The sequence below is a fragment of the Ciceribacter thiooxidans genome (genome assembly GCF_014126615.1).
GTDB classification, from domain to species: domain Bacteria; phylum Pseudomonadota; class Alphaproteobacteria; order Rhizobiales; family Rhizobiaceae; genus Allorhizobium; species Allorhizobium thiooxidans.
Map to the genome: position 1 here is coordinate 1,555,989 of NZ_CP059896.1, position 17,340 is coordinate 1,573,328.

Here is a 17,340-nt window from a genome sequence, read left to right on the forward strand (position 1 = left end):
CTCTTTCGCTACAGTCGCGCCAATCTGATTTGAAAATGGAATGCAGCATGCTCACAGGTGAAATTCGCTCGAAGGTCGATCAGGTCTGGAATGCTTTCTGGGCGGGTGGGATTGCCAATCCGCTGGAGGTGATCGAGCAGATCACCTACCTGCTTTTCATGCGCGGGCTGGACGAGGCCCAGACGCGCGAGGAGAACAAGGCCAACATGCTGGGCCGCCCCATGGAGCGGGTGATCTTTCCGGATGGCGTTTATCGCACCGTGCGCGATGAAGACACCGGCGAGGTGAGTGAAGAGATTACCTATGCCATGCTGCGCTGGTCGCGGTTCCGCAATGATGACCCGGCGCGCATGTTCTTCATCGTCTCGGAGAATGTCTTTCCCTTCCTGCGTGAGATGGCGGAGAAGGGCACGGCCCATGCCGAGCACATGAAGGGCGCTCGCTTCACCATCCCGACATCCGGTCTCCTGGCCAAGGTCGTCGACATGCTGGCCGAGATCCCGATGGACGATCGCGACACCAAGGGCGACCTCTACGAATACATGCTGGCCAAGATTGCCAGCGCCGGGCAGAACGGCCAGTTCCGCACGCCGCGCCACATCATCAAGCTCATGGTGGAGCTGACGGCGCCGACGCCGAAGGATGTGATCTGCGATCCCGCCAGCGGTACCTGTGGCTTCCTGGTCGCGGCCGGCGAATATCTCCGCGATAATCACGAGGCGCTGTTTCGCGATAAGGAGAGCCGCGAGCATTTCCATAACGGCATGTTCCACGGCTATGATTTCGACCAGACCATGCTGCGCATCGGCTCGATGAACATGCAGCTGCATGGCGTCGAGGCTGCCGATATCCGCTACCGGGATTCGCTTGCTTCGTCCCATGGCGATGACGCGGACAAGTATTCGCTGATCCTTGCCAACCCGCCCTTTGCCGGCTCGCTGGACGAGGAAACGGCGTCGGCCGATCTGCGCGCCATCGTCAAGACGAAGAAGACCGAGCTTCTGTTCATGGCGCTCTTCCTGAAGCTGTTGAAGCCGGGCGGCCGCGCCGCGGTCATCGTGCCTGACGGAGTGCTGTTTGGCTCCTCCGCTGCGCATAAGGCTATCCGCAAGATGCTGGTGGATGACCACAAGCTGGATGCGATCGTGAAACTGCCGTCCGGCGTGTTCAAGCCCTATGCGGGCGTCTCCACGGCCATTGTATTCTTCACCAAGACCAATTCCGGCGGCACGGATCACGTCTGGTTCTATGATGTGCAGGCCGATGGCATGAGCCTGGATGACAAGCGCCAGATGCTGGTGAGCGAGGAGAAGTTCGGCCCCGTGCCGAAGGCGGCCTTGTCTGCCGAGGAGCATGGCAAGAATAACCTGCCGGATGTCGTGGCCCGTTGGAAGGAGCGCAACGGCACGGAACGCGACAACCCACGCACCGGCCAGAGCTTCACCGTCAGCCGCAAAGAGATTGCAGGCGCCGATTACGATCTCTCGCTCAACCGCTACAAGGAAGTGGTGCACGAAGCCGCCGACCACCGTCCGCCAAAGGAGATTATCACCGAGCTGCTGGCGCTGGAGGATGAAATTGCGGCGGGGCTGAAAGAACTGGAGGCGATGTTGTGAGTGTCGCTTTTGCCCGACGTGTGAAGTTAGGGGATGTCCTTACCCTCATAAATGGCAGAGCCTATAAGCAAGAAGAGCTTTTAACTTCCGGCACGCCCGTCATCAGAATACAAAATCTCAATGGTGGTGAGAGATGGTTCTACTCGGATATTTTATTGCCAGAGGAAAAATATTGCGAAGCTGGCGATCTACTTTTTGCTTGGTCCGCTACGTTTGGTCCTTACTTGTGGAACGGACCAAAGTCCATTTTCCACTATCATATTTGGAAAGTGCTTCCGTCTCCGAGCCTTGATAAAGGCTATGCCTATCATATGCTGCAGTCGATAACTGAGAGAGTAAAAGCTGCAGGTCGAGGAATCTCTATGATACATATGACCAAGGCAGGGATGGAAGCATGGGAGGTTGATCTCCCACCCCTCGATGAGCAGAAGCGGATTGCGGCGATCCTGGACAAGGCCGATGCGCTGCGCGCCAAGCGCCGTCATGCTATCGCGCTGCTCGACAGCCTCACCCAATCGATCTTTCTGGAGATGTTTGGCGATCCGGCGAGCAATGCCAAGGGGTGGGATATCTGTCGAATAGGCGATTTGCTCGAATCCGCGAACTACGGATCAAGCGGAAAGGCTGGCCAGGTCGGCCGTTTTCCCATTCTCAGAATGGGGAATATAACCGTCGATGGTCGGATAGATACATCTGATCTTAAATACATCGATCTAAGCGATCGTGAGGTGCCAAAGTATACGGTTCACCGGGGGGACCTACTGTTCAATAGAACGAATAGTGCGGACCTTGTGGGCAAGACGGCAGTTTTTGACTTGGACGAGGTTTATGCCTTTGCGGGTTACCTAGTTCGAGCTCGCACCAATGACCGAGCAACACCGGAATACATCGCCAGCTTCTTGAACTCAGCTTATGGTAAGGGGCTGCTGCGCGGCATGGCGAAAAGCATTGTGGGAATGGCAAACATCAACGCGAAGGAAATGCAAAACATTTCCATTCCGACGCCTCCCAAGACTCTCCAACAGCAGTTTTCGGAAAAGCTTCGGGGACTGGCTGAAATGCGCCAACGTGTATTGCCATCGGCGGCGGTGGCAGAAACCCTGTTTACCTCCCTCCAGCACCGCGCCTTCTCCGGTCAACTTTGAGCTCCCATGACGATTGCCACCCACAAGCTCACGCTCCCTCCATCCATGCTGCAGCGTGGTTTCTGGCTCTATGCCTGGCGGGTTGTCGCGCCTGACGGGCAAGAGCTGGTTTATGTCGGCCGCACTGGCGACAATTCGAGCCCGAATGCTTCGCCTGCCTATATCCGCATGGGCCAGCATCTGGGTTCGGCTGAGACCCAGAATGCCTTGCGCAAGCATCTGGTGAAGCGCGGCATTCCACCGGAAACCTGCCAGACTTTTGACCTCGTTGCCCATGGCCCGATCTATCCGGAAGTCGAGAAGCCGGAGAATTTCAGCCATGAGGATAAGCTGCTTCGCAAGCAATTGATGGAAAAGCACCTTCCGCTTCGCGACATTGTCGGCGCGATGGAGAAGCAGTTGGCTGAGGATCTGAAGGCTGTAGGCTACACGCTGCTCAACACCGTCATCTGGCGCCACACGGTCGATCCGGAACTCTGGGCGCCGGTTCGCGCGGCATTCGCCGAACATTTCCCGAGATTAAAGGACTGACGATGTCTAACTTCGCCTTCCTCGCAGCCGAATTTCCGGAGATCTTCGAGAGCGCCAAGAGGGCGGAGAGCTATGCGGCTGGCGATCCGCGCACAGCGGCCTTCTATGCCCGGCGAACGGTCGAGCTGGCCGTGCAATGGGCCTACAAGAACGACAGTGGTCTCTCTTTTCCCTATGACGACCGCATTTCTGCGTTGATCCATGAACCCAGCTTCCAGCGGCGCGCTGGCCAGGCGATATTCACCAAGGCGAAGCTGATCATTCGCATCGGCAATTACGCCGTCCACGAGAGCCGCGAGACATCGGCCAAGGATGCAGGCGACGCGGTGCGGGAACTCTTCCACCTCTGCTTCTGGCTTGCCCGGACCTATGCCAAGGCTCCGCCGTCGGACCGGCTCGCCTTCGATGCCACGCAGGTTCCGCGTAAGGACGATCTCGTCAAGCGTGCCTTCGCCGAGCTGACGCGCCTGAAAGCGGAGATGGAGGCCAAGGACAAGGCTTTCGCCGACCTGCTGCGCGACAAGGGCGATCTCGATGCCGAGCTGAAGGCGGCGCGCGCCGAGCGCGATCGCATACGCCGCGAGAACGAAGAGCGACCGGACACCCATGATTACTCCGAGGCCGAAACCCGCGACACCTACATCGACCTGCTGCTGAAGGAAGCAGGCTGGGCGCTGAATGCCGCACGGGACCGTGAGTTTCCCGTCACCGGTATGCCGAACAATGAGGGCAAGGGTTTCGTTGACTACGTGCTCTGGGGCGATGACGGTAAGCCGTTGGCTCTGGTCGAGGCCAAGCGCACCCGGCGCAATCCGCGCGAGGGCCAGCAACAGGCCAAGCTTTACGCCGATTGCCTGGAGCGGCAGTTCGGCCAGCGCCCGGTGATCTTCTATTCCAACGGCTATCAACACTGGGTTTGGGACGATCGCGTCTATCCACCGCGCGAAGTCTCGGGCTTCTACAAGAAGGACGAACTGCAACTGCTGATCCAGCGGCGCAGCACCCGCAAGCCGATGGCCGGCGTGCCGGTCGATCGTAAGATCGTCGAGCGCCATTACCAGGAGCGGGCGATTGCGCGGGTGAAGGAGGCTTTTGAAGCGCGTCAGCAACGCAAGGCCTTGCTGGTCATGGCGACCGGCTCAGGGAAGACGCGCACGGTGATCGCGCTGATCGACGTGCTGATGCGTGCCGGTTGGGTGAAGCGGGTACTGTTCCTGGCCGACCGGGTGGCATTGGTGAACCAGGCGGTGAGGGCCTTTAAGGCGCATCTGCCGGATTCCTCCCCCGTTAACCTGGTGACGGAGAAGAGTGGAGAGGGGCGCGTTTTCCTGTCTACCTATCCGACGATGATGAACCTAATTGACGAGCGCAAGGGCGGTGCGGCGCGGTTCGGTCCGGGCCATTTCGATCTCGTGGTCATCGATGAAGCGCACCGCTCGGTCTATCAGCGTTATGGCGCCATCTTTGATTATTTCGACAGCCTGCTCGTGGGACTGACCGCGACGCCGCGCGAGGAAATTGACAGAAACACATATGGACTGTTCGACCTTGAAGAAGGTGTTCCGACCGATGCTTATTCGCTCGACCAGGCCATTGCCGACGAGTGGTTGGCGCCGCCTGTCGCCGTCTCCGTCCCGCTCAAGTTTGTCCGGGAGGGCATTCGCTATGACGACCTGTCCGAGGCGGAGAAGGACCAGTGGGACATGCTGGAATGGGACGAGGAGGATGGCGATCCGCCCGACAGCGTCGATGCCCAGGCGGTCAACAAGTGGCTGTTCAATGCCGACACCGTCGACAAGGTGCTGGCCCATGTGATGACCGACGGTCTGAAGGTGGCTGGCGGTGACCGGCTCGGAAAGACCATCATCTTCGCCAAGAACCAGGACCATGCCGAATTCATCGAACAGCGCTTCAATCTCGCCTATCCACATCTGGAAGCCGGGCATTTCGCCCGCATTATCACCTTCAAGACCGAATATGCGCAGTCGCTGATCGACGACTTCTCGAAAAAGGACGGCGCGCCGCATATCGCGATTTCCGTCGACATGCTTGATACCGGCATCGACGTGCCCGAGGTGGTGAACCTCGTCCTGTTCAAGCTGATCCGCTCCAAGACCAAGTTCTGGCAGATCATCGGGCGGGGCACGCGCCTTTGCCCGGATCTTTTCGGGCCCGGCGAAGACAAGGAATTCTTCCGCGTCTTCGACTATTGCCAGAACCTCGAATTCTTCCGCCAGAACATGAAGCCCGACGAAGGGACGACCGCCAAGTCACTGAGCGAGCGCCTGTTTGCCGCCCGCTTTGATCTTGTCATGGCGCTGGACGAGAAAGAAGCTGCAGGAAGGCCGCCGGGTGCAGCCGAAGAGGGCGAAGTCTATGACGCCGGGCCCGAGGCGGCGCCAAGCGAAGGACAGATCCGGGCCGGCGCGCTGGGCTTTCTGAAGACCTACGTCAGCACCATGAATCTCGACAATTTCGTGGTGCGCGCGAAGCGCCAGCTGGTGGAGAAGTACCAGACGCCGGAAGCGTGGGCCACGCTCTCCGAAGAAATGCGCGACGAGCTGGTCGACAATGTTGCACCGCTGCCCAATGCCATGAAGAGCGAGCCGGAAGAGGCCAAGCGCTTTGACCTGCTGATGTTCAATCTGGAGATCGCGCTTCTGAAGGGTTCCAAGCGGTTCGACAGATTGAAGAAACAGCTCGTCGACATCGCCTCCGCGCTCGATGAGCAGACCGCTATCCCGGCGATTGCGACCCAGCATGCGCTGATCCTGGACATCCTCTCCGACACCTGGTGGGAAGGCGTGACGGTGCCACTGCTGGAGCTCGTGCGGCTGCGTCTCCGCGGCCTGGTTCTGCATATCGAAAAGGGTAGGAAGGCGATCGTCTACACCAATTTCGAAGACGAGCTGGGTGTGGCGACTGAGCTCGATTTGCCGCAGGTCGGCGAAGTGGATTTTGCTCGCTTCAAGAAGAAGACCCGCCACTTTCTGCGCGAGCACGAGGACCATATCGCCATCGCCAAGCTGCGCCATGGCAAGCCGCTCACTGCAACGGACATTGCCGAGCTGCAGCAGATGCTGATGACGGCCGGTATTGGCGAGCAGGAGCACTTCGACAGGGCGACAGAGATGGCGCACGGCTTTGGCGCCTTCATCCGCTCCCTGGTCGGTCTAGATCGCCACGCCGTCGTAGAGGCTTTCGGTGAATTCCTGGCAGATAGTGCGGCGACGGCCCAGCAGATCGAATTCGTCGACATGGTCATCGAGCATCTGACGGAGAGGGGTGCAATGGACCCGAGCCTGCTCTACGAGAGTCCTTTCATCGACATGGCACCGGAGGGACCGCAGCAGGTCTTTGACTTCGAAAGGACGAAGCGGCTGATCGAGGTGATCAAGGGACTGAACGAGAGTGCTGCGGGTTAAGCAAAGCCTCGCTACAGCACGCCAAGCCTTCTGAGGTGGAACGAGGTATTCGCGAAATTTTTTTGCGAAATTTTTTCCGCCCCTTCGAGCCGATTAGCATACTCAAATTCGCTAACCTCTTTGCGCATCCTTGGGGCGGGGGAGGGTGGGGGGCCCCGGGTACCCCTACAAATCAGACAAGCCAGTACTCTCCAAAAAGTGCCAGAGTGAGCCGTAACGGCGAACAAGCCGACCGATGGGTGCAGGACAAGATGCAGGAAAGAGTCGACGTTATCGAAAACGCTCAAGGAAAACAATTAGTTGTGCTGGATTAATGGCGGATGGGGTGGGATTCGAACCCACGGTAGGCTCTCACCTACGCCGGTTTTCAAGTTTTACCATGCTTAGCCCGCAGTTGCACGCAATAGCCCGCAATAGCACAAAATTGCCTTATGAATCAGTAGCTTGAACACCTTGCTTGCTCGTCGTAGCATGTCGTAACACGCTGTAGCACGCTAGAAATACGCTATTAGCAGCATCAGGAGCACGACATGGCAAAGCTGACGAAGGGATACATCGACAAGGTTCAGCCACCGGCTGAGGGATACAAGATTCACTGGGATGAGGCCGTTAAGGGCTACGGTCTGCGCATCATGGCGAGCGGTAAGAAGGTGTTCGTCGCGCAAGGGCGGGTACGGGGCAAGCCCGTGATTGTCACCATCGGCCCCTATGGCCTCTTCACGGAAGACCAAGCTCGCAAGAAGGCACAGAGCATCCTTCAGCAGATGCGCGAGGGCATCGACCCTCGGAATGCAAAGAAGGCCGAGGAAGCTGCGGCCGTCACCCTTCGCACCGTTGCGACCGAATATATGAACCGGCCCGGCAAGCTCAAGGAAAGCAGTAAGGGCGAGATTGACCGGCATGTGACGACCACATTTGCGACGTGGCAGAACAAGCCAATCGCCTCGATTACCGAAGACGATGTTCGGAAGCGCTATCGCGATATGCTAACGAAGGGGTTGCGCGGCAAGGCACCGGCGCCCGGCCAAGCAGCGCAGTGCATGTCCGTGCTTCGCGCGCTCATCAACTTCGCGATGCGCCGTTACAAGCAAGCCGATGGTACTCCGCTTATCCTGAACAACCCCGTCAATGCCTTGAAAGACGATTGGGTCCAGTTGCAGCCGCGCACCTCGCGAATCCCGGATAACAGGGTTGGCGCGGTGTGGTCCGCGCTGAATGAGTGGCGGGCGGAAGCCTACACCCGCGACAGCCTCGCCGGGATTGATCTTGTGATGTTTCTTTTGCTGACAGGATCCCGCTTGAACGAAGCGGCGACGCTGACATGGGATCGCGTCCATATCGAAGACGACCCGACGAACTGCTGGTGGCACCTGCCTGACCCGAAGAACCATCACCCGTTCTGGTTTCCATTGTCCTCGGTGGCAGTGGAACTGCTCAAGACGCGGCAGCGAGTGGAAGGTTCGCCTTGGGTTTTCACGACCTGGAGCAAATCCGGGCACATCATCAGCCCTCGCGAACTTCTAGAAAAGGTCAGCGGGGTTGCAGGAACCAAGGTGACGGCACATGACCTTCGCCGCACGCACACCACCATCGGCATCGCGAATTGCGGCATCGACTTCTACAAGGTGGAACTGCTCACTGGGCACCTGCCAAACGGCAGCGTCACCGCTCGTCACTATCTGGAAACGTCGCGGCTTGGCTAGTATGCCTCCGCCAAAGGCCGTCTGCCCTGATTTGATAAATGGCTTTAAGTGCATGCCTTATGTCATGCGCTACAGTCATTTCACAAATTGAGGTCCTGCCTGCCGATGATCTTGGCCGCCGGCGGGACTGGACGGATGAAGAGAAGATCCGCATCGTCGAGGAGAGCTTGCAGGGCTATCGGCAGGGTTCGGCGACGGCTCGGCGCCACGGGCTATCGCGCTCGCTGCTGACAACCTGGCGTCGGGAATACCGGAGCGGCGCTCTTGGCGGTGCGGCTGCCCATGGCTTCGTGCCGCTGGCGATTTCGCCACCGGAAGCCGGGCCGCGTGAGGTGGTGTTGCAGCCTCGGTCTGACGACGAGGTGCAGATCGAGATCGGTCTACCGAATGGCCGCCGCCTGACGATCCCGGCGACGCTTGATCCGAACATCCTGGCCCGTCTGTTGCCGGTTCTGGATGCGTCATGATCGCCTTTCCAGCAGGGGTGAAGGTGTGGATCGCGGGTGGCGTGACAGACATGCGTTGCGGCATGAACAGCCTGGCGCTGAAGGTGCAGGAAGGGCTCGGACGCGATCCCCATGGCGGCGAGCTATTTTGCTTTCGGGGGCGCAAGGGCGATCTGATCAAGATCCTGTGGCACGATGGGGTCGGCATGTCGCTCTATATGAAGCGTCTCGAGGCCGGGAAGTTCATCTGGCCGGTTAGCCAGAACGGCTCTGCCGTTCCTGTTTCGTCAGCGCAATTGGGCTACCTCCTGGAAGGGATCGATTGGCGGAATCCACGCTGGACACAGCGACCTTCGAAGGCGGGTTGACCGTTCATATTTCTATGTTTTTGTTTGGTTTTTTGGCGGGCAGCATGGTAGTTTCCCGCCATGGACGAAGCAGCCTTGGAGATTGCCAGATTGCGCGCCGCGCTTGCGGCATCGGAGGCACGTGCCGCTTCGGCCGAGGCCGACCTCGCACAGGTGCGGGCTGTCGTCACGACGTCCGAGGCGATGATCAGGCACCTCAAACTCGAGATCGCCAAACTGCGGCGGGCGCAGTATGGCCAGAGTTCGGAACGCCGCGCCCGGCTGATCGAACAGATGGAACTGGAGCTCGAAGAACTCGAGGCCGACGCCACCGAGGACGAGATCGCGGCAGAACGCGCCGCGGCAAAGATCACGAATGTTTCTGCCTTCGAACGCCGTCGTCCGGCCCGTAAACCGTTCCCGGTGCACTTGCCGCGCGAGCGCGTGGTCATAGAGGTCCCCTCGAGCTGCACCTGCTGCGGTTCGGCGCGGATCGTGAAGATGGGCGAAGACATCACCGAGACGCTGGAGGTGATCCCTCGCCAGTGGAAAGTGATCCAGACGGTGCGCGAGAAGTTCACCTGTCGGGATTGCGAGAAGATCTCGCAGCCACCAGCACCTTTCCACGCCACACCGCGCGGATGGGCAGGACCGAACCTGCTCGCGACGATCCTCTTCGAGAAGTTCGGCCAGCATCAGCCCTTGAACCGCCAGGCCGAGCGTTACGCCAGGGAAGGCGTCGATCTCAGCCTCTCCACGCTGGCCGATCAGGTCGGTGCTTGTGCGACCGCCCTCCAGCCGATTCATGATCTGATCCGCGCCCATGTTCTGGCCGCCGAACGGTTGCATGGCGATGATACCACCGTGCCGCTTCTGGCTCGGGGCGCAACGCGGCAGGCCAGGCTCTGGACCTACGTCCGCGACGACCGCCCCTTCGCGGGCGGCGCTCCTCCCGCAGCGCTCTTCTACTTCTCCCCCGATCGCGAGAAGATCCACCCCAACCGGCATCTCGTTGGATGGCAGGGCACGCTGCAAGCCGACGCCTACGGCGGCTACAACGACCTCTATCGTGCCGACCGCAGTCCCGCGCCGGTGCTCAGCGCCCTGTGCTGGAGCCATGCACGGCGCAAGTTCTTCGAGCTCGCAGACATTGCCGGCAATGTGCGCAAGGGCAAACCCGCCCACGAGATCTCGCCTGTCGCGCTTGAGGCTGTGGCCCGCATCGACGCCCTGTTCGATATCGAACGTGGCATAAACGGCATGCCCGCCGAGGCGCGGCTTGCGGCGAGGCGGCAGCATGCGAGCCATCTCGTCGAGGAACTGCACGACTGGCTCAAGGCTCAGCGCGCGCAAATGTCGAAGCACAATCCCGTCACCAAGGCGATCAACTACATGTTCGAGAAGGAGGGGCGCTGGGAGGCCTTCACCCGTTTCCTCGATGACGGCAGGCTTTGTCTGACGAACAATGCGGCCGAGCGCGCCCTGCGCGGTGTCGCTCTGGGGCGACGGGCATGGCTTTTCGCCGGATCGCAGCGCGGCGGCGATCGCGGCGCGTTCATGTATTCGCTGATCGTCACGGCGAAGATGAACGATATCGACCCGCAGGCTTGGCTGGCGGATGTCCTCGCCCGGCTCCCAAGCATCCCAGTATCCAGGCTGCCGGAACTGTTACCGTGGAACTGGTCCCCCGCCGGCAATGCTCGACAGGAGGCGGCCTGATGGCGCGTCCAACCCATGTCTACACGATCGAATGCGCCGCCACGCTGATCGGCGAGAACCTCGAACTCCTCCAGGAAGTCGCCAGCAATTCGGACAACATCGACTACGGCGAGATGATCCATGCCCACGACGGAACCGACGAGGGCATCACGACCTTCACCGACCGTGGCATTGAGAGCCTGCAGGAGTTCCTCGCCGACGTAAGGACCTGGGAGGGCGGCGTTCGCCAATTCCTCACGGATTCCCAATGCGATCCGGAAGCAATCGAGCGCATCATGGCAGATGAGCCGAAATCATAGCCTCCGCGGCCTTGGCCGGATGCTTACCTTGGCTACTTGTATCAAGAGACACAACGCATCGCTGATTGGATTGAGGGACAGGCCGCGAAAGCAAACGGCGGGAATGTCGTACCGCTTCGAGCTTAGCGTTTCCGAACAGCCTCGTAGGGGTTCATTCCGGAAAGAAGTCGAGTGCGAATTTTGTCGAGGTCTTCAAGCGTTTCCATGGGATCGGATCGTACGCCCGGTCCGATCTCTACCCCGTCCCTATAGGCTACCCGGTGGTCACCTTCATCACGCCATTCAATTTTCCGGTCAGGAATAAAGTCAAACTCATATTCATGATGCAGCGGCGCGGGCGTCACGCACATGTATTTTCCATACTGATCGACCACCGAATGAAGGACGTAGTTCCCTTCTTGCAGCCACCAGCCCGTCACTTGCTTTAAGCGCCCGTCAGGATCGTTGTCTTGCATGAACCGAGCGTTCGCATGACATTGCCGCGCAGGCATTCTCATCCATTCCAGTGCATCATCTGGATAGCGCCGCGCCCTCACAACCGGCAACTTCTTGATCTCCTCGACGGTCTTGAGCTCCCAGTCGGTGATCGGAAATGCCCATTTCTCCAACTCGTCCAAGAACGATTTTCTGACTGCTTCGAGTTTTCGCTTTGATTCGCCCATGGTCAAAAATAGCCCCAACTTACTCAGTAAACTCCAGTTTCGTTATTCGACTTTTCTGCTTCAACGAGAATTTTCCGGAAAATGTGAAAATCGGGCATGCCCGTTAAATTATCAAGGCGCATTAAATACTTGTGCGAGCTATGGCGTGTAATGTACGGTATCAACAGTACTCGCTATCCGCCACGTATCGCACGGGGCGGGACGCCCGGAAGGGCGCATCCGGTTGCAGCATCATGGGTTGGGCCGCCGGAACTGAAATAGCCACATGGGTGGTTCAGCGGGACAACGCCTCGTCCGGAAACGGGTGAGCGCAGTCGGAAGCGCACCCATGACCCTCTCCGAAGCTACCTTTGAACACCTCTGCGACCTGTTCAGCTACTCGCCCAAGGGGCGACCGCTGGACGTGAAGGAATCTGCCGAACTCCTCGGCCTCTCAACCGACACCCTTGAGGGCTACCGCTATCGCGGCGTCGGTCCCCGCTATTTCATGCCCAAGGGCACCCGCCGCGTCTGGTATTCAGAACGCGACCTGCTTGCGTGGCTGGCGTCGGGCGCGCGCCACAGCACCAGCGACCAGCCCGAAGATTACGCCGCAGCCTAAGCCACACCAAACATGGAAAATGCTGCCGGGCCAGAGGAAAACGGAATGCCGCCACAGGCTTCACGTCTGATGCGGCGGCATCGTCTAGCCCATTTGCAGCCTAATCAGCAAAAGGCGGCAGGATGTACCACCATCCCACCGCTCAGGATCAATAATCACCATGCACACTATAGCGAATGCTGCCGAGAGCGGCACTAACGAATTGCACCTTGAGGGGCCTCCGTTGCGAAAACCGGCACAGCCGCCGCGTAGCGGGCGATCTCAGGTTGGCCAAGGGGTTTACTGCGGCAGGGCACGAAACCCGGCTGTAGCCGAGGCGCAGCGGCCTGCTGCCGGGGAGGTGCAGCATGGTTGAGATTCCTATGCCCGGACAGGGAGCTGTGTACACTGAGGACTGTAAGATTGACTGGTTGGAGATAAAGGAACGGAACAAGGACCGGCCGAACACTGACCTCAGTGCTGAATGGGCTGCCCGCGGAGCAGAAGCGATGGGAGACGCGGCGCGCGATCTCCGCGCCGCCAAGGAGGCAGAGGAGCGCATGCAGGTGCGCAAGATGACCGGCCAGAGCGTGTTGTTCGAGTTCCGCAAGCCACGCGATGTACTGCGAAAGGCAGCTCCCCCACCTTATGAGTTCGATGAGGTGCCGCCATCTATCGGAACGTTCGCATACTACTACTCGAAAGCAACCGGGTTTGACCGAAGCGGAGTTATCGTCGCCGCAGTCACCGCCGCTGCCTCAGTCATTGACGACCGTTATAAGCTGACCGTCCGCCGAGAATCCGACTGGCATGTGTCAGCCCGCCAGTGGTCATTCTTGTGTGGCGGTCCCAGTGCAGGCAAGTCCCCGGCAATCAGGGCGGCGAGTAATCACATCAAGCGCATGCATGGCATCGTTCATGAGAGCTGGCGCAGAGAGAACGAGGGCAAGCCCCGTAATGAGCAGTCACCGGCACCAGCTCTCTTTACGAGCGACACGACCGTCGCCGCATTGTCCGAGCGATTGCAGGGGAACGAGCGCGGACTGCTCATGCTCACGGAGGAGTTTGCGTCATGGGTCGGAGCCATCGACAGCGGGGACAGAGGTGACGCCTCCAAGAACCGTGGCGACTGGCTGCAACTCCGCGACGGAGGTCCGCACCAGATTGACCGCGTTGAACGTGGATCGGTGTTCGTTCCGAACTGGGGCGTGTCGGTGTTGGCCGCTTGTACCCCCGATGGTCTGGCGAAGCAGATGAAGCAGATGCCAGAGGACGGATTGATCCAACGTTTCGTCCCCTGCATCCTTGAGGCTCCTGATTTGGACGCGAGCGGTGATGCAACGGAGGCGATGGCCACATGGGGGCAATGGCTGGAATGGGTATACGGCGCGACATCGCAGAGCTACGACACCTATATCCATCTCAGTGTAGAGGCGCGTGCCCTGTTTGACGCCGAGGTCCGTAGCCTGCGTGAACTGGTGATTGCGACAGAGGAGTTTTTGCCTGCTTATGCTGCTCATCTTGGCAAGCACTCAGGCATGTTGGCGGAAGTTGCGCTCGTCTTCCATGTCTTCGGACAGCATGGCGGGAAACTAGGAAACGAGGTCGGTGCGGAGGCAATAAACTACGCCATCCGGTACATGCGGAAGGTTCGCCGACACGCCTACACCCTCTATTCAAGCATCCTCAGCGCCGCCCCGGCCTTTGAACTGGTGCGTGCACTTGCGAGATCAATTGTTGCCGCTGAGGAGGTGATGGCCACAGTTGGGCGCGATTGGATGACGCAGCATTGCCAAGCATTCAAGAAGGCTGACGACCGGCTGCGGCGGGAAGCGGTGCAGATCCTTGAGGATGCAGATTGGCTGGAGGCGCAGGGTCGCCCTTACGGCGGGTGGCCGAGCAAGTATTCGGTTCACCCACAGGTCTTTGCGATGTTCGCTCCCGAGGGAGAACAATGGCGCGCCCGCCGCGCAGCGGTACGTGATGCCATTGGTGAAACCGCATGACATCGCGCAGAGTTAGCAGAGATGGAATTAGGCCACAGGGAATCTCAGCTAACTCTGCATTGCGCGCGCCATACAGGGAAGAAAAATACCCCCTCTCTATAGCAGTGTATGGCGTGCGTAATGCAGAGTTAGCAGAGATTCATGTAATGGGAGGCCTCCCCGTTACATGCGGCAATGACGGTGGTGGCAGGCAGCGCGCGACCGACGTTCAAGCTCGTCCAGATAGGCAATGCTGCGCATGGTCTGCGCGTCGAAGTGGGGCTTCCATCGTTCCCGATCAGCGGCATAGTTGATGACCGGAGGCGTCGTGCAGGCGGCGAGCACGACCATCAGGACGAGCACTGTGGTAATCTTGAGCATCGGGATACGTCAGGCCTTGCTCGCCGTAAACTTCCGCCATGCGTAGAATTCGCAGACCGCGTTATTGACGTTCCAGCGCTGCGCCGTCGCCACCTCGCGTAATTCCTTCACCGTAGCCGTCGGGTTGACGTCGAGGTGATCCCATACGGCGGCGCACTTGCCACCGGCCTTGGGGCGCTTCGGGGTGCTGCTCTCGCTACGTTGGCGCGTGGTGCGCGTTTCGGGGGCGGTCGCCGGTATGGTGGCAGTAGCACCCGGCCGCCGCTGTAACCACCCGGTATCGGCGCTGTCGGGTTCCTTCTCCTTCCAGCCAAAGCGCACTTCACCTTTGTCCTTGTGGACGGTGATCTTGATGCGCTCGGCGGGCACCCCGGCAGCTACGCCCGCGCGGCGGGCATTCTCACGGCGGGTGTACGTGGTCATCTCTTCCATGTTGTCGCTCCGGTTGGGGGTTTGTTCATCGATGCACCAGTTACAGGACAAGTCATCCGAGAACGGCAACGATCTTTTTGACAACTAACCGGCACCAAATACGCAGTTTGGTGCGGGTCAACTCGACTACCAGACCTAACACTTTGATCTAAAAACAAATTCCCTTGCATGAACAAAGAGAGAACAGGTAAATTGCAGCACATAGCACGCCACGTCAGCGTTTGAGAGGCCAAAATGAGCACTGAGATTTCAACCCAGATTACGCCCGCCTTGCATCCCGACAACGTGATGGAGATTGAGGGTTACGACACGGACACTGCACCTTTCCTCGCACCGACCATGACGGCCTTTTCCGAAGCCTATGAAGGGCTGCGGCAGGTCCACACCGCGCGCGAGAAGGCAAAGACCAATCCGACTTGGAACGAAGCCATGCAGGTCATCCATACTCAGGACCTAGCCGACAAGGTGATGACGCGCATCACCCGCACGTTCGACACGACCCGCGCCAATTTGGAAAAGAGCATCGCACACCTTGAAGGTGAGCTTTCTCAGCCGGTTGAGAGCAAGGCGGCGGGGAGCATCGCAGCGGAGGTTCGCGCCCATATCAAGGGGATGCCCACAGGCGAGCGGATGAAGGTCATTCAGCAGGCAATCAATGAGGGTGACCACATCGTGGCGACTGCCGTGTTCGGCGCCCCGGCCATGCTGTCCGGCCTCGGAGCTGATATGCAGAAGGTGCTCATCCGCGTCTATCACGAGCGTCACAATCCGGAGGTCGCCAAACGGCTCAAGGCGATGCAGGGCGCAAAGTCGATGATCGAAGATCGCGGTGGGCTGGTGTTCAAGGCGATGGAAAAGGCGGTCGGCGCTCAGCCTCACAAGGTCAAGGCTCTGCGCGAGGCGAAGAACGCCGCTGAACAAGCCTTCATCCTCAAGGACGCCTGAATCGAGCCTGTTGAAAGCACGCGCCAATGACCGACGCATCGCAACAGCCTGAATGGATGAAAAACTACATCCCTACGCCTGTGCCGCCCGGAGGGCGTTGGCAGAAGGGACAGAGCGGCAATCCAGCAGGCAGGCCTAAAGGCTCTCTGTCGAAGCGGGATAAGATTGTCCATGCGCTCAGTGATGACGGCCCCGCTGTTGCCCGCGTGGTTGTAGATGCCGCATTGGCCGGAGATATGCAGGCAGCGGGTCTAGTTTTGAGTCGTCTCTTGCCTCCTGTCCGAGCGCAGGCAGAGCGGGTGCAATTCGAATTGACCAGCGACCGCCCATTGTCGGAGCAAGCGCAAGAAATCCTCCAAGCCGTTGCTGATGGCAAGCTCGACGCGGACACTGCCCGCATTCTGATCGGTTGTATTCAATCCGTATCCGGAATCAAAGCGACGGAGGAACTGGAACAACGCATCATCGTATTGGAAGCCAAAGAGGTGAGGTAATGTCGGTCATCAAGACGAAAGGCGGCGGCATGGTGGCCGCGTACGAACCAGAGCCGCAGGACCGATGGGTCAAAACGCTCATTAGAGCTTCGGACAATATGCACTGCCTCACGGTCCAGCGCATCAGCCAGTATCAGCAGGCTGTCGCGTGGGCCGTCAGCATGGCGGATCAGTTCGCAATGCCGCTGGAAATCGTGCCGTTCGACGTTAACGACCTCGTGAAGTTGAACCGGCAGCGGCTGGAGCGCGGGCTTGCCCTTCTGACGCCCGACGAGCAGCACGGGCTCAGGCAGGATGTGGTTAGCACCTGTATCCAGGTCATGAGGGACTGCGACGATCCCTCCGTCCGTAGCGATGCCTATGACGTTTTAGTCCAGATGAGGATGATTCAATGAACAACTACGGCTGCAGCCAGCCCGAGATCACCTATGTCAATAGGCGCGCAGCATACCGCAACGAGGCTCTTGAGCCGAGCGGTATGCATCGATCCATGACGCAGGAAGAGCGGCAGGCATTGGTGGAACGCCATTTCGAACGGGGCGAGCTTCGACAGATCGAAAGCGACCTGTATCTACGCAAAGCCATTGAACTTGGGTGCACCCTGAAACGACTTCGCGGCGAGGGCTAACC

General features: G+C 59.3%; 18 protein-coding genes. 15 read left to right on the forward strand and 3 right to left on the reverse strand.

Going from position 1 to position 17,340, the window contains the following annotated elements; translation table 11 throughout:
- The first annotated feature begins 47 nt into the window (after positions 1-47).
- The 9 genes from H4I97_RS07370 to H4I97_RS24525 all read left to right on the forward strand — a co-directional run bounded on the left by H4I97_RS07370 (position 48) and on the right by H4I97_RS24525 (position 11,231).
- Positions 48-1,616, forward strand: a complete 1,569-nt coding sequence (locus H4I97_RS07370) for a type I restriction-modification system subunit M (RefSeq protein WP_182307257.1) — start codon at positions 48-50, stop codon at positions 1,614-1,616.
- Positions 1,613-2,761 (forward strand): restriction endonuclease subunit S, encoded by a 1,149-nt coding sequence (locus H4I97_RS07375; protein ID WP_182307258.1) that lies wholly within the window; start codon positions 1,613-1,615, stop codon positions 2,759-2,761. Before H4I97_RS07370 ends, H4I97_RS07375 begins: the two co-directional genes overlap by 4 nt.
- Positions 2,762-2,767: 6 nt before the next feature.
- Positions 2,768-3,292, forward strand: a complete 525-nt coding sequence (locus tag H4I97_RS07380) for a hypothetical protein (RefSeq protein ID WP_182307259.1) — start codon at positions 2,768-2,770, stop codon at positions 3,290-3,292.
- 2 nt (positions 3,293-3,294) lie between these two features.
- Positions 3,295-6,717: a DEAD/DEAH box helicase family protein gene (locus H4I97_RS07385; RefSeq protein WP_182307260.1), complete on the forward strand. Its 3,423-nt coding sequence runs from the start codon at positions 3,295-3,297 to the stop codon at positions 6,715-6,717.
- 530 nt (positions 6,718-7,247) lie between these two features.
- On the forward strand, positions 7,248-8,420 hold the full coding sequence (locus tag H4I97_RS07390) for a tyrosine-type recombinase/integrase (RefSeq protein ID WP_182307261.1): 1,173 nt from the start codon (positions 7,248-7,250) through the stop codon (positions 8,418-8,420).
- A 59-nt stretch (positions 8,421-8,479) separates the two neighbouring features.
- Positions 8,480-8,887, forward strand: a complete 408-nt coding sequence (gene tnpA, locus H4I97_RS07395; protein ID WP_182307262.1) for an IS66-like element accessory protein TnpA — start codon at positions 8,480-8,482, stop codon at positions 8,885-8,887.
- Positions 8,884-9,234 carry an IS66 family insertion sequence element accessory protein TnpB gene (tnpB, locus tag H4I97_RS07400; RefSeq protein ID WP_182307263.1) on the forward strand — a complete coding sequence of 117 codons (351 nt, stop codon included), beginning with the start codon at positions 8,884-8,886 and terminating at the stop codon, positions 9,232-9,234. The genes tnpA and tnpB overlap by 4 nt, the downstream gene beginning before the upstream one ends.
- A 60-nt stretch (positions 9,235-9,294) precedes the next feature.
- Positions 9,295-10,932 carry an IS66 family transposase gene (gene tnpC / locus H4I97_RS07405; RefSeq protein ID WP_182307264.1) on the forward strand — a complete coding sequence of 546 codons (1,638 nt, stop codon included), beginning with the start codon at positions 9,295-9,297 and terminating at the stop codon, positions 10,930-10,932.
- Entirely contained in the window at positions 10,932-11,231 is a 300-nt protein-coding gene (locus H4I97_RS24525) for a hypothetical protein (protein ID WP_244658735.1), read from the forward strand. The genes tnpC and H4I97_RS24525 overlap by 1 nt, the downstream gene beginning before the upstream one ends.
- A gap of 122 nt (positions 11,232-11,353) precedes the next feature.
- Here the strand turns inward: H4I97_RS24525 and H4I97_RS07415 are convergent, their stop codons facing one another.
- A complete protein-coding gene (locus H4I97_RS07415; RefSeq protein ID WP_182307265.1) occupies positions 11,354-11,899 on the reverse strand; it encodes a hypothetical protein in 546 nt (181 codons plus the stop codon).
- Between the two features lie 322 nt (positions 11,900-12,221).
- On the opposite strand from H4I97_RS07415, the gene H4I97_RS07420 reads away from it, so the two are divergent.
- On the forward strand, positions 12,222-12,494 hold the full coding sequence (locus H4I97_RS07420; RefSeq protein ID WP_244658736.1) for a helix-turn-helix transcriptional regulator: 273 nt from the start codon (positions 12,222-12,224) through the stop codon (positions 12,492-12,494).
- Between the two features lie 347 nt (positions 12,495-12,841).
- Positions 12,842-14,479: a DUF3987 domain-containing protein gene (locus tag H4I97_RS07425; protein WP_182307266.1), complete on the forward strand. Its 1,638-nt coding sequence runs from the start codon at positions 12,842-12,844 to the stop codon at positions 14,477-14,479.
- Positions 14,480-14,641: 162 nt separating this feature from the next.
- Here H4I97_RS07425 and H4I97_RS07430 read toward each other — a convergent pair whose 3' ends face one another.
- A complete protein-coding gene (locus H4I97_RS07430) occupies positions 14,642-14,839 on the reverse strand; it encodes a hypothetical protein (RefSeq protein ID WP_182307267.1) in 198 nt (65 codons plus the stop codon).
- 9 nt (positions 14,840-14,848) lie between these two features.
- A complete protein-coding gene (locus H4I97_RS07435) occupies positions 14,849-15,271 on the reverse strand; it encodes a hypothetical protein (RefSeq protein ID WP_210297097.1) in 423 nt (140 codons plus the stop codon).
- Positions 15,272-15,505: 234 nt separating this feature from the next.
- Between H4I97_RS07435 and H4I97_RS07440 the strand changes: the two genes are divergently transcribed.
- The 4 genes from H4I97_RS07440 to H4I97_RS07455 are packed head-to-tail and all read left to right on the forward strand — an operon-like array spanning position 15,506 to position 17,338.
- A complete protein-coding gene (locus H4I97_RS07440) occupies positions 15,506-16,216 on the forward strand; it encodes a hypothetical protein (RefSeq protein ID WP_182307268.1) in 711 nt (236 codons plus the stop codon).
- Between the two features lie 26 nt (positions 16,217-16,242).
- Positions 16,243-16,710 (forward strand): DUF5681 domain-containing protein, encoded by a 468-nt coding sequence (locus H4I97_RS07445; RefSeq protein WP_210297098.1) that lies wholly within the window; start codon positions 16,243-16,245, stop codon positions 16,708-16,710.
- Complete coding sequence (locus tag H4I97_RS07450) at positions 16,710-17,105, forward strand: hypothetical protein (RefSeq protein ID WP_182307269.1); 396 nt, start codon at positions 16,710-16,712, stop codon at positions 17,103-17,105. Before H4I97_RS07445 ends, H4I97_RS07450 begins: the two co-directional genes overlap by 1 nt.
- Positions 17,102-17,338 (forward strand): hypothetical protein, encoded by a 237-nt coding sequence (locus H4I97_RS07455; RefSeq protein ID WP_182307270.1) that lies wholly within the window; start codon positions 17,102-17,104, stop codon positions 17,336-17,338. Before H4I97_RS07450 ends, H4I97_RS07455 begins: the two co-directional genes overlap by 4 nt.
- Positions 17,339-17,340: the final 2 nt, after the last annotated feature.

Excerpts from the sequence above, each read along its gene's own strand:
- H4I97_RS07370 (WP_182307257.1), top strand. The coding sequence starts at position 48 with ATGCTCACAGGTGAAATTCGCTCGAAGGTCGATCAGGTCTGGAATGCT.
- H4I97_RS07380 (WP_182307259.1), top strand. The coding sequence starts at position 2,768 with ATGACGATTGCCACCCACAAGCTCACGCTCCCTCCATCCATGCTGCAG.
- H4I97_RS07385 (WP_182307260.1), top strand. The coding sequence starts at position 3,295 with ATGTCTAACTTCGCCTTCCTCGCAGCCGAATTTCCGGAGATCTTCGAG.
- H4I97_RS07390 (WP_182307261.1), top strand. The coding sequence starts at position 7,248 with ATGGCAAAGCTGACGAAGGGATACATCGACAAGGTTCAGCCACCGGCT.
- tnpA (WP_182307262.1), top strand. The coding sequence starts at position 8,480 with ATGTCATGCGCTACAGTCATTTCACAAATTGAGGTCCTGCCTGCCGAT.
- tnpB (WP_182307263.1), top strand. The coding sequence starts at position 8,884 with ATGATCGCCTTTCCAGCAGGGGTGAAGGTGTGGATCGCGGGTGGCGTG.
- tnpC (WP_182307264.1), top strand. The coding sequence starts at position 9,295 with ATGGACGAAGCAGCCTTGGAGATTGCCAGATTGCGCGCCGCGCTTGCG.
- H4I97_RS24525 (WP_244658735.1), top strand. The coding sequence starts at position 10,932 with ATGGCGCGTCCAACCCATGTCTACACGATCGAATGCGCCGCCACGCTG.
- H4I97_RS07420 (WP_244658736.1), top strand. The coding sequence starts at position 12,222 with ATGACCCTCTCCGAAGCTACCTTTGAACACCTCTGCGACCTGTTCAGC.
- H4I97_RS07425 (WP_182307266.1), top strand. The coding sequence starts at position 12,842 with ATGGTTGAGATTCCTATGCCCGGACAGGGAGCTGTGTACACTGAGGAC.
- H4I97_RS07430 (WP_182307267.1), bottom strand. The coding sequence starts at position 14,839 with ATGCTCAAGATTACCACAGTGCTCGTCCTGATGGTCGTGCTCGCCGCC.
- H4I97_RS07435 (WP_210297097.1), bottom strand. The coding sequence starts at position 15,271 with ATGGAAGAGATGACCACGTACACCCGCCGTGAGAATGCCCGCCGCGCG.
- H4I97_RS07440 (WP_182307268.1), top strand. The coding sequence starts at position 15,506 with ATGAGCACTGAGATTTCAACCCAGATTACGCCCGCCTTGCATCCCGAC.
- H4I97_RS07445 (WP_210297098.1), top strand. The coding sequence starts at position 16,243 with ATGACCGACGCATCGCAACAGCCTGAATGGATGAAAAACTACATCCCT.
- H4I97_RS07450 (WP_182307269.1), top strand. The coding sequence starts at position 16,710 with ATGTCGGTCATCAAGACGAAAGGCGGCGGCATGGTGGCCGCGTACGAA.
- H4I97_RS07455 (WP_182307270.1), top strand. The coding sequence starts at position 17,102 with ATGAACAACTACGGCTGCAGCCAGCCCGAGATCACCTATGTCAATAGG.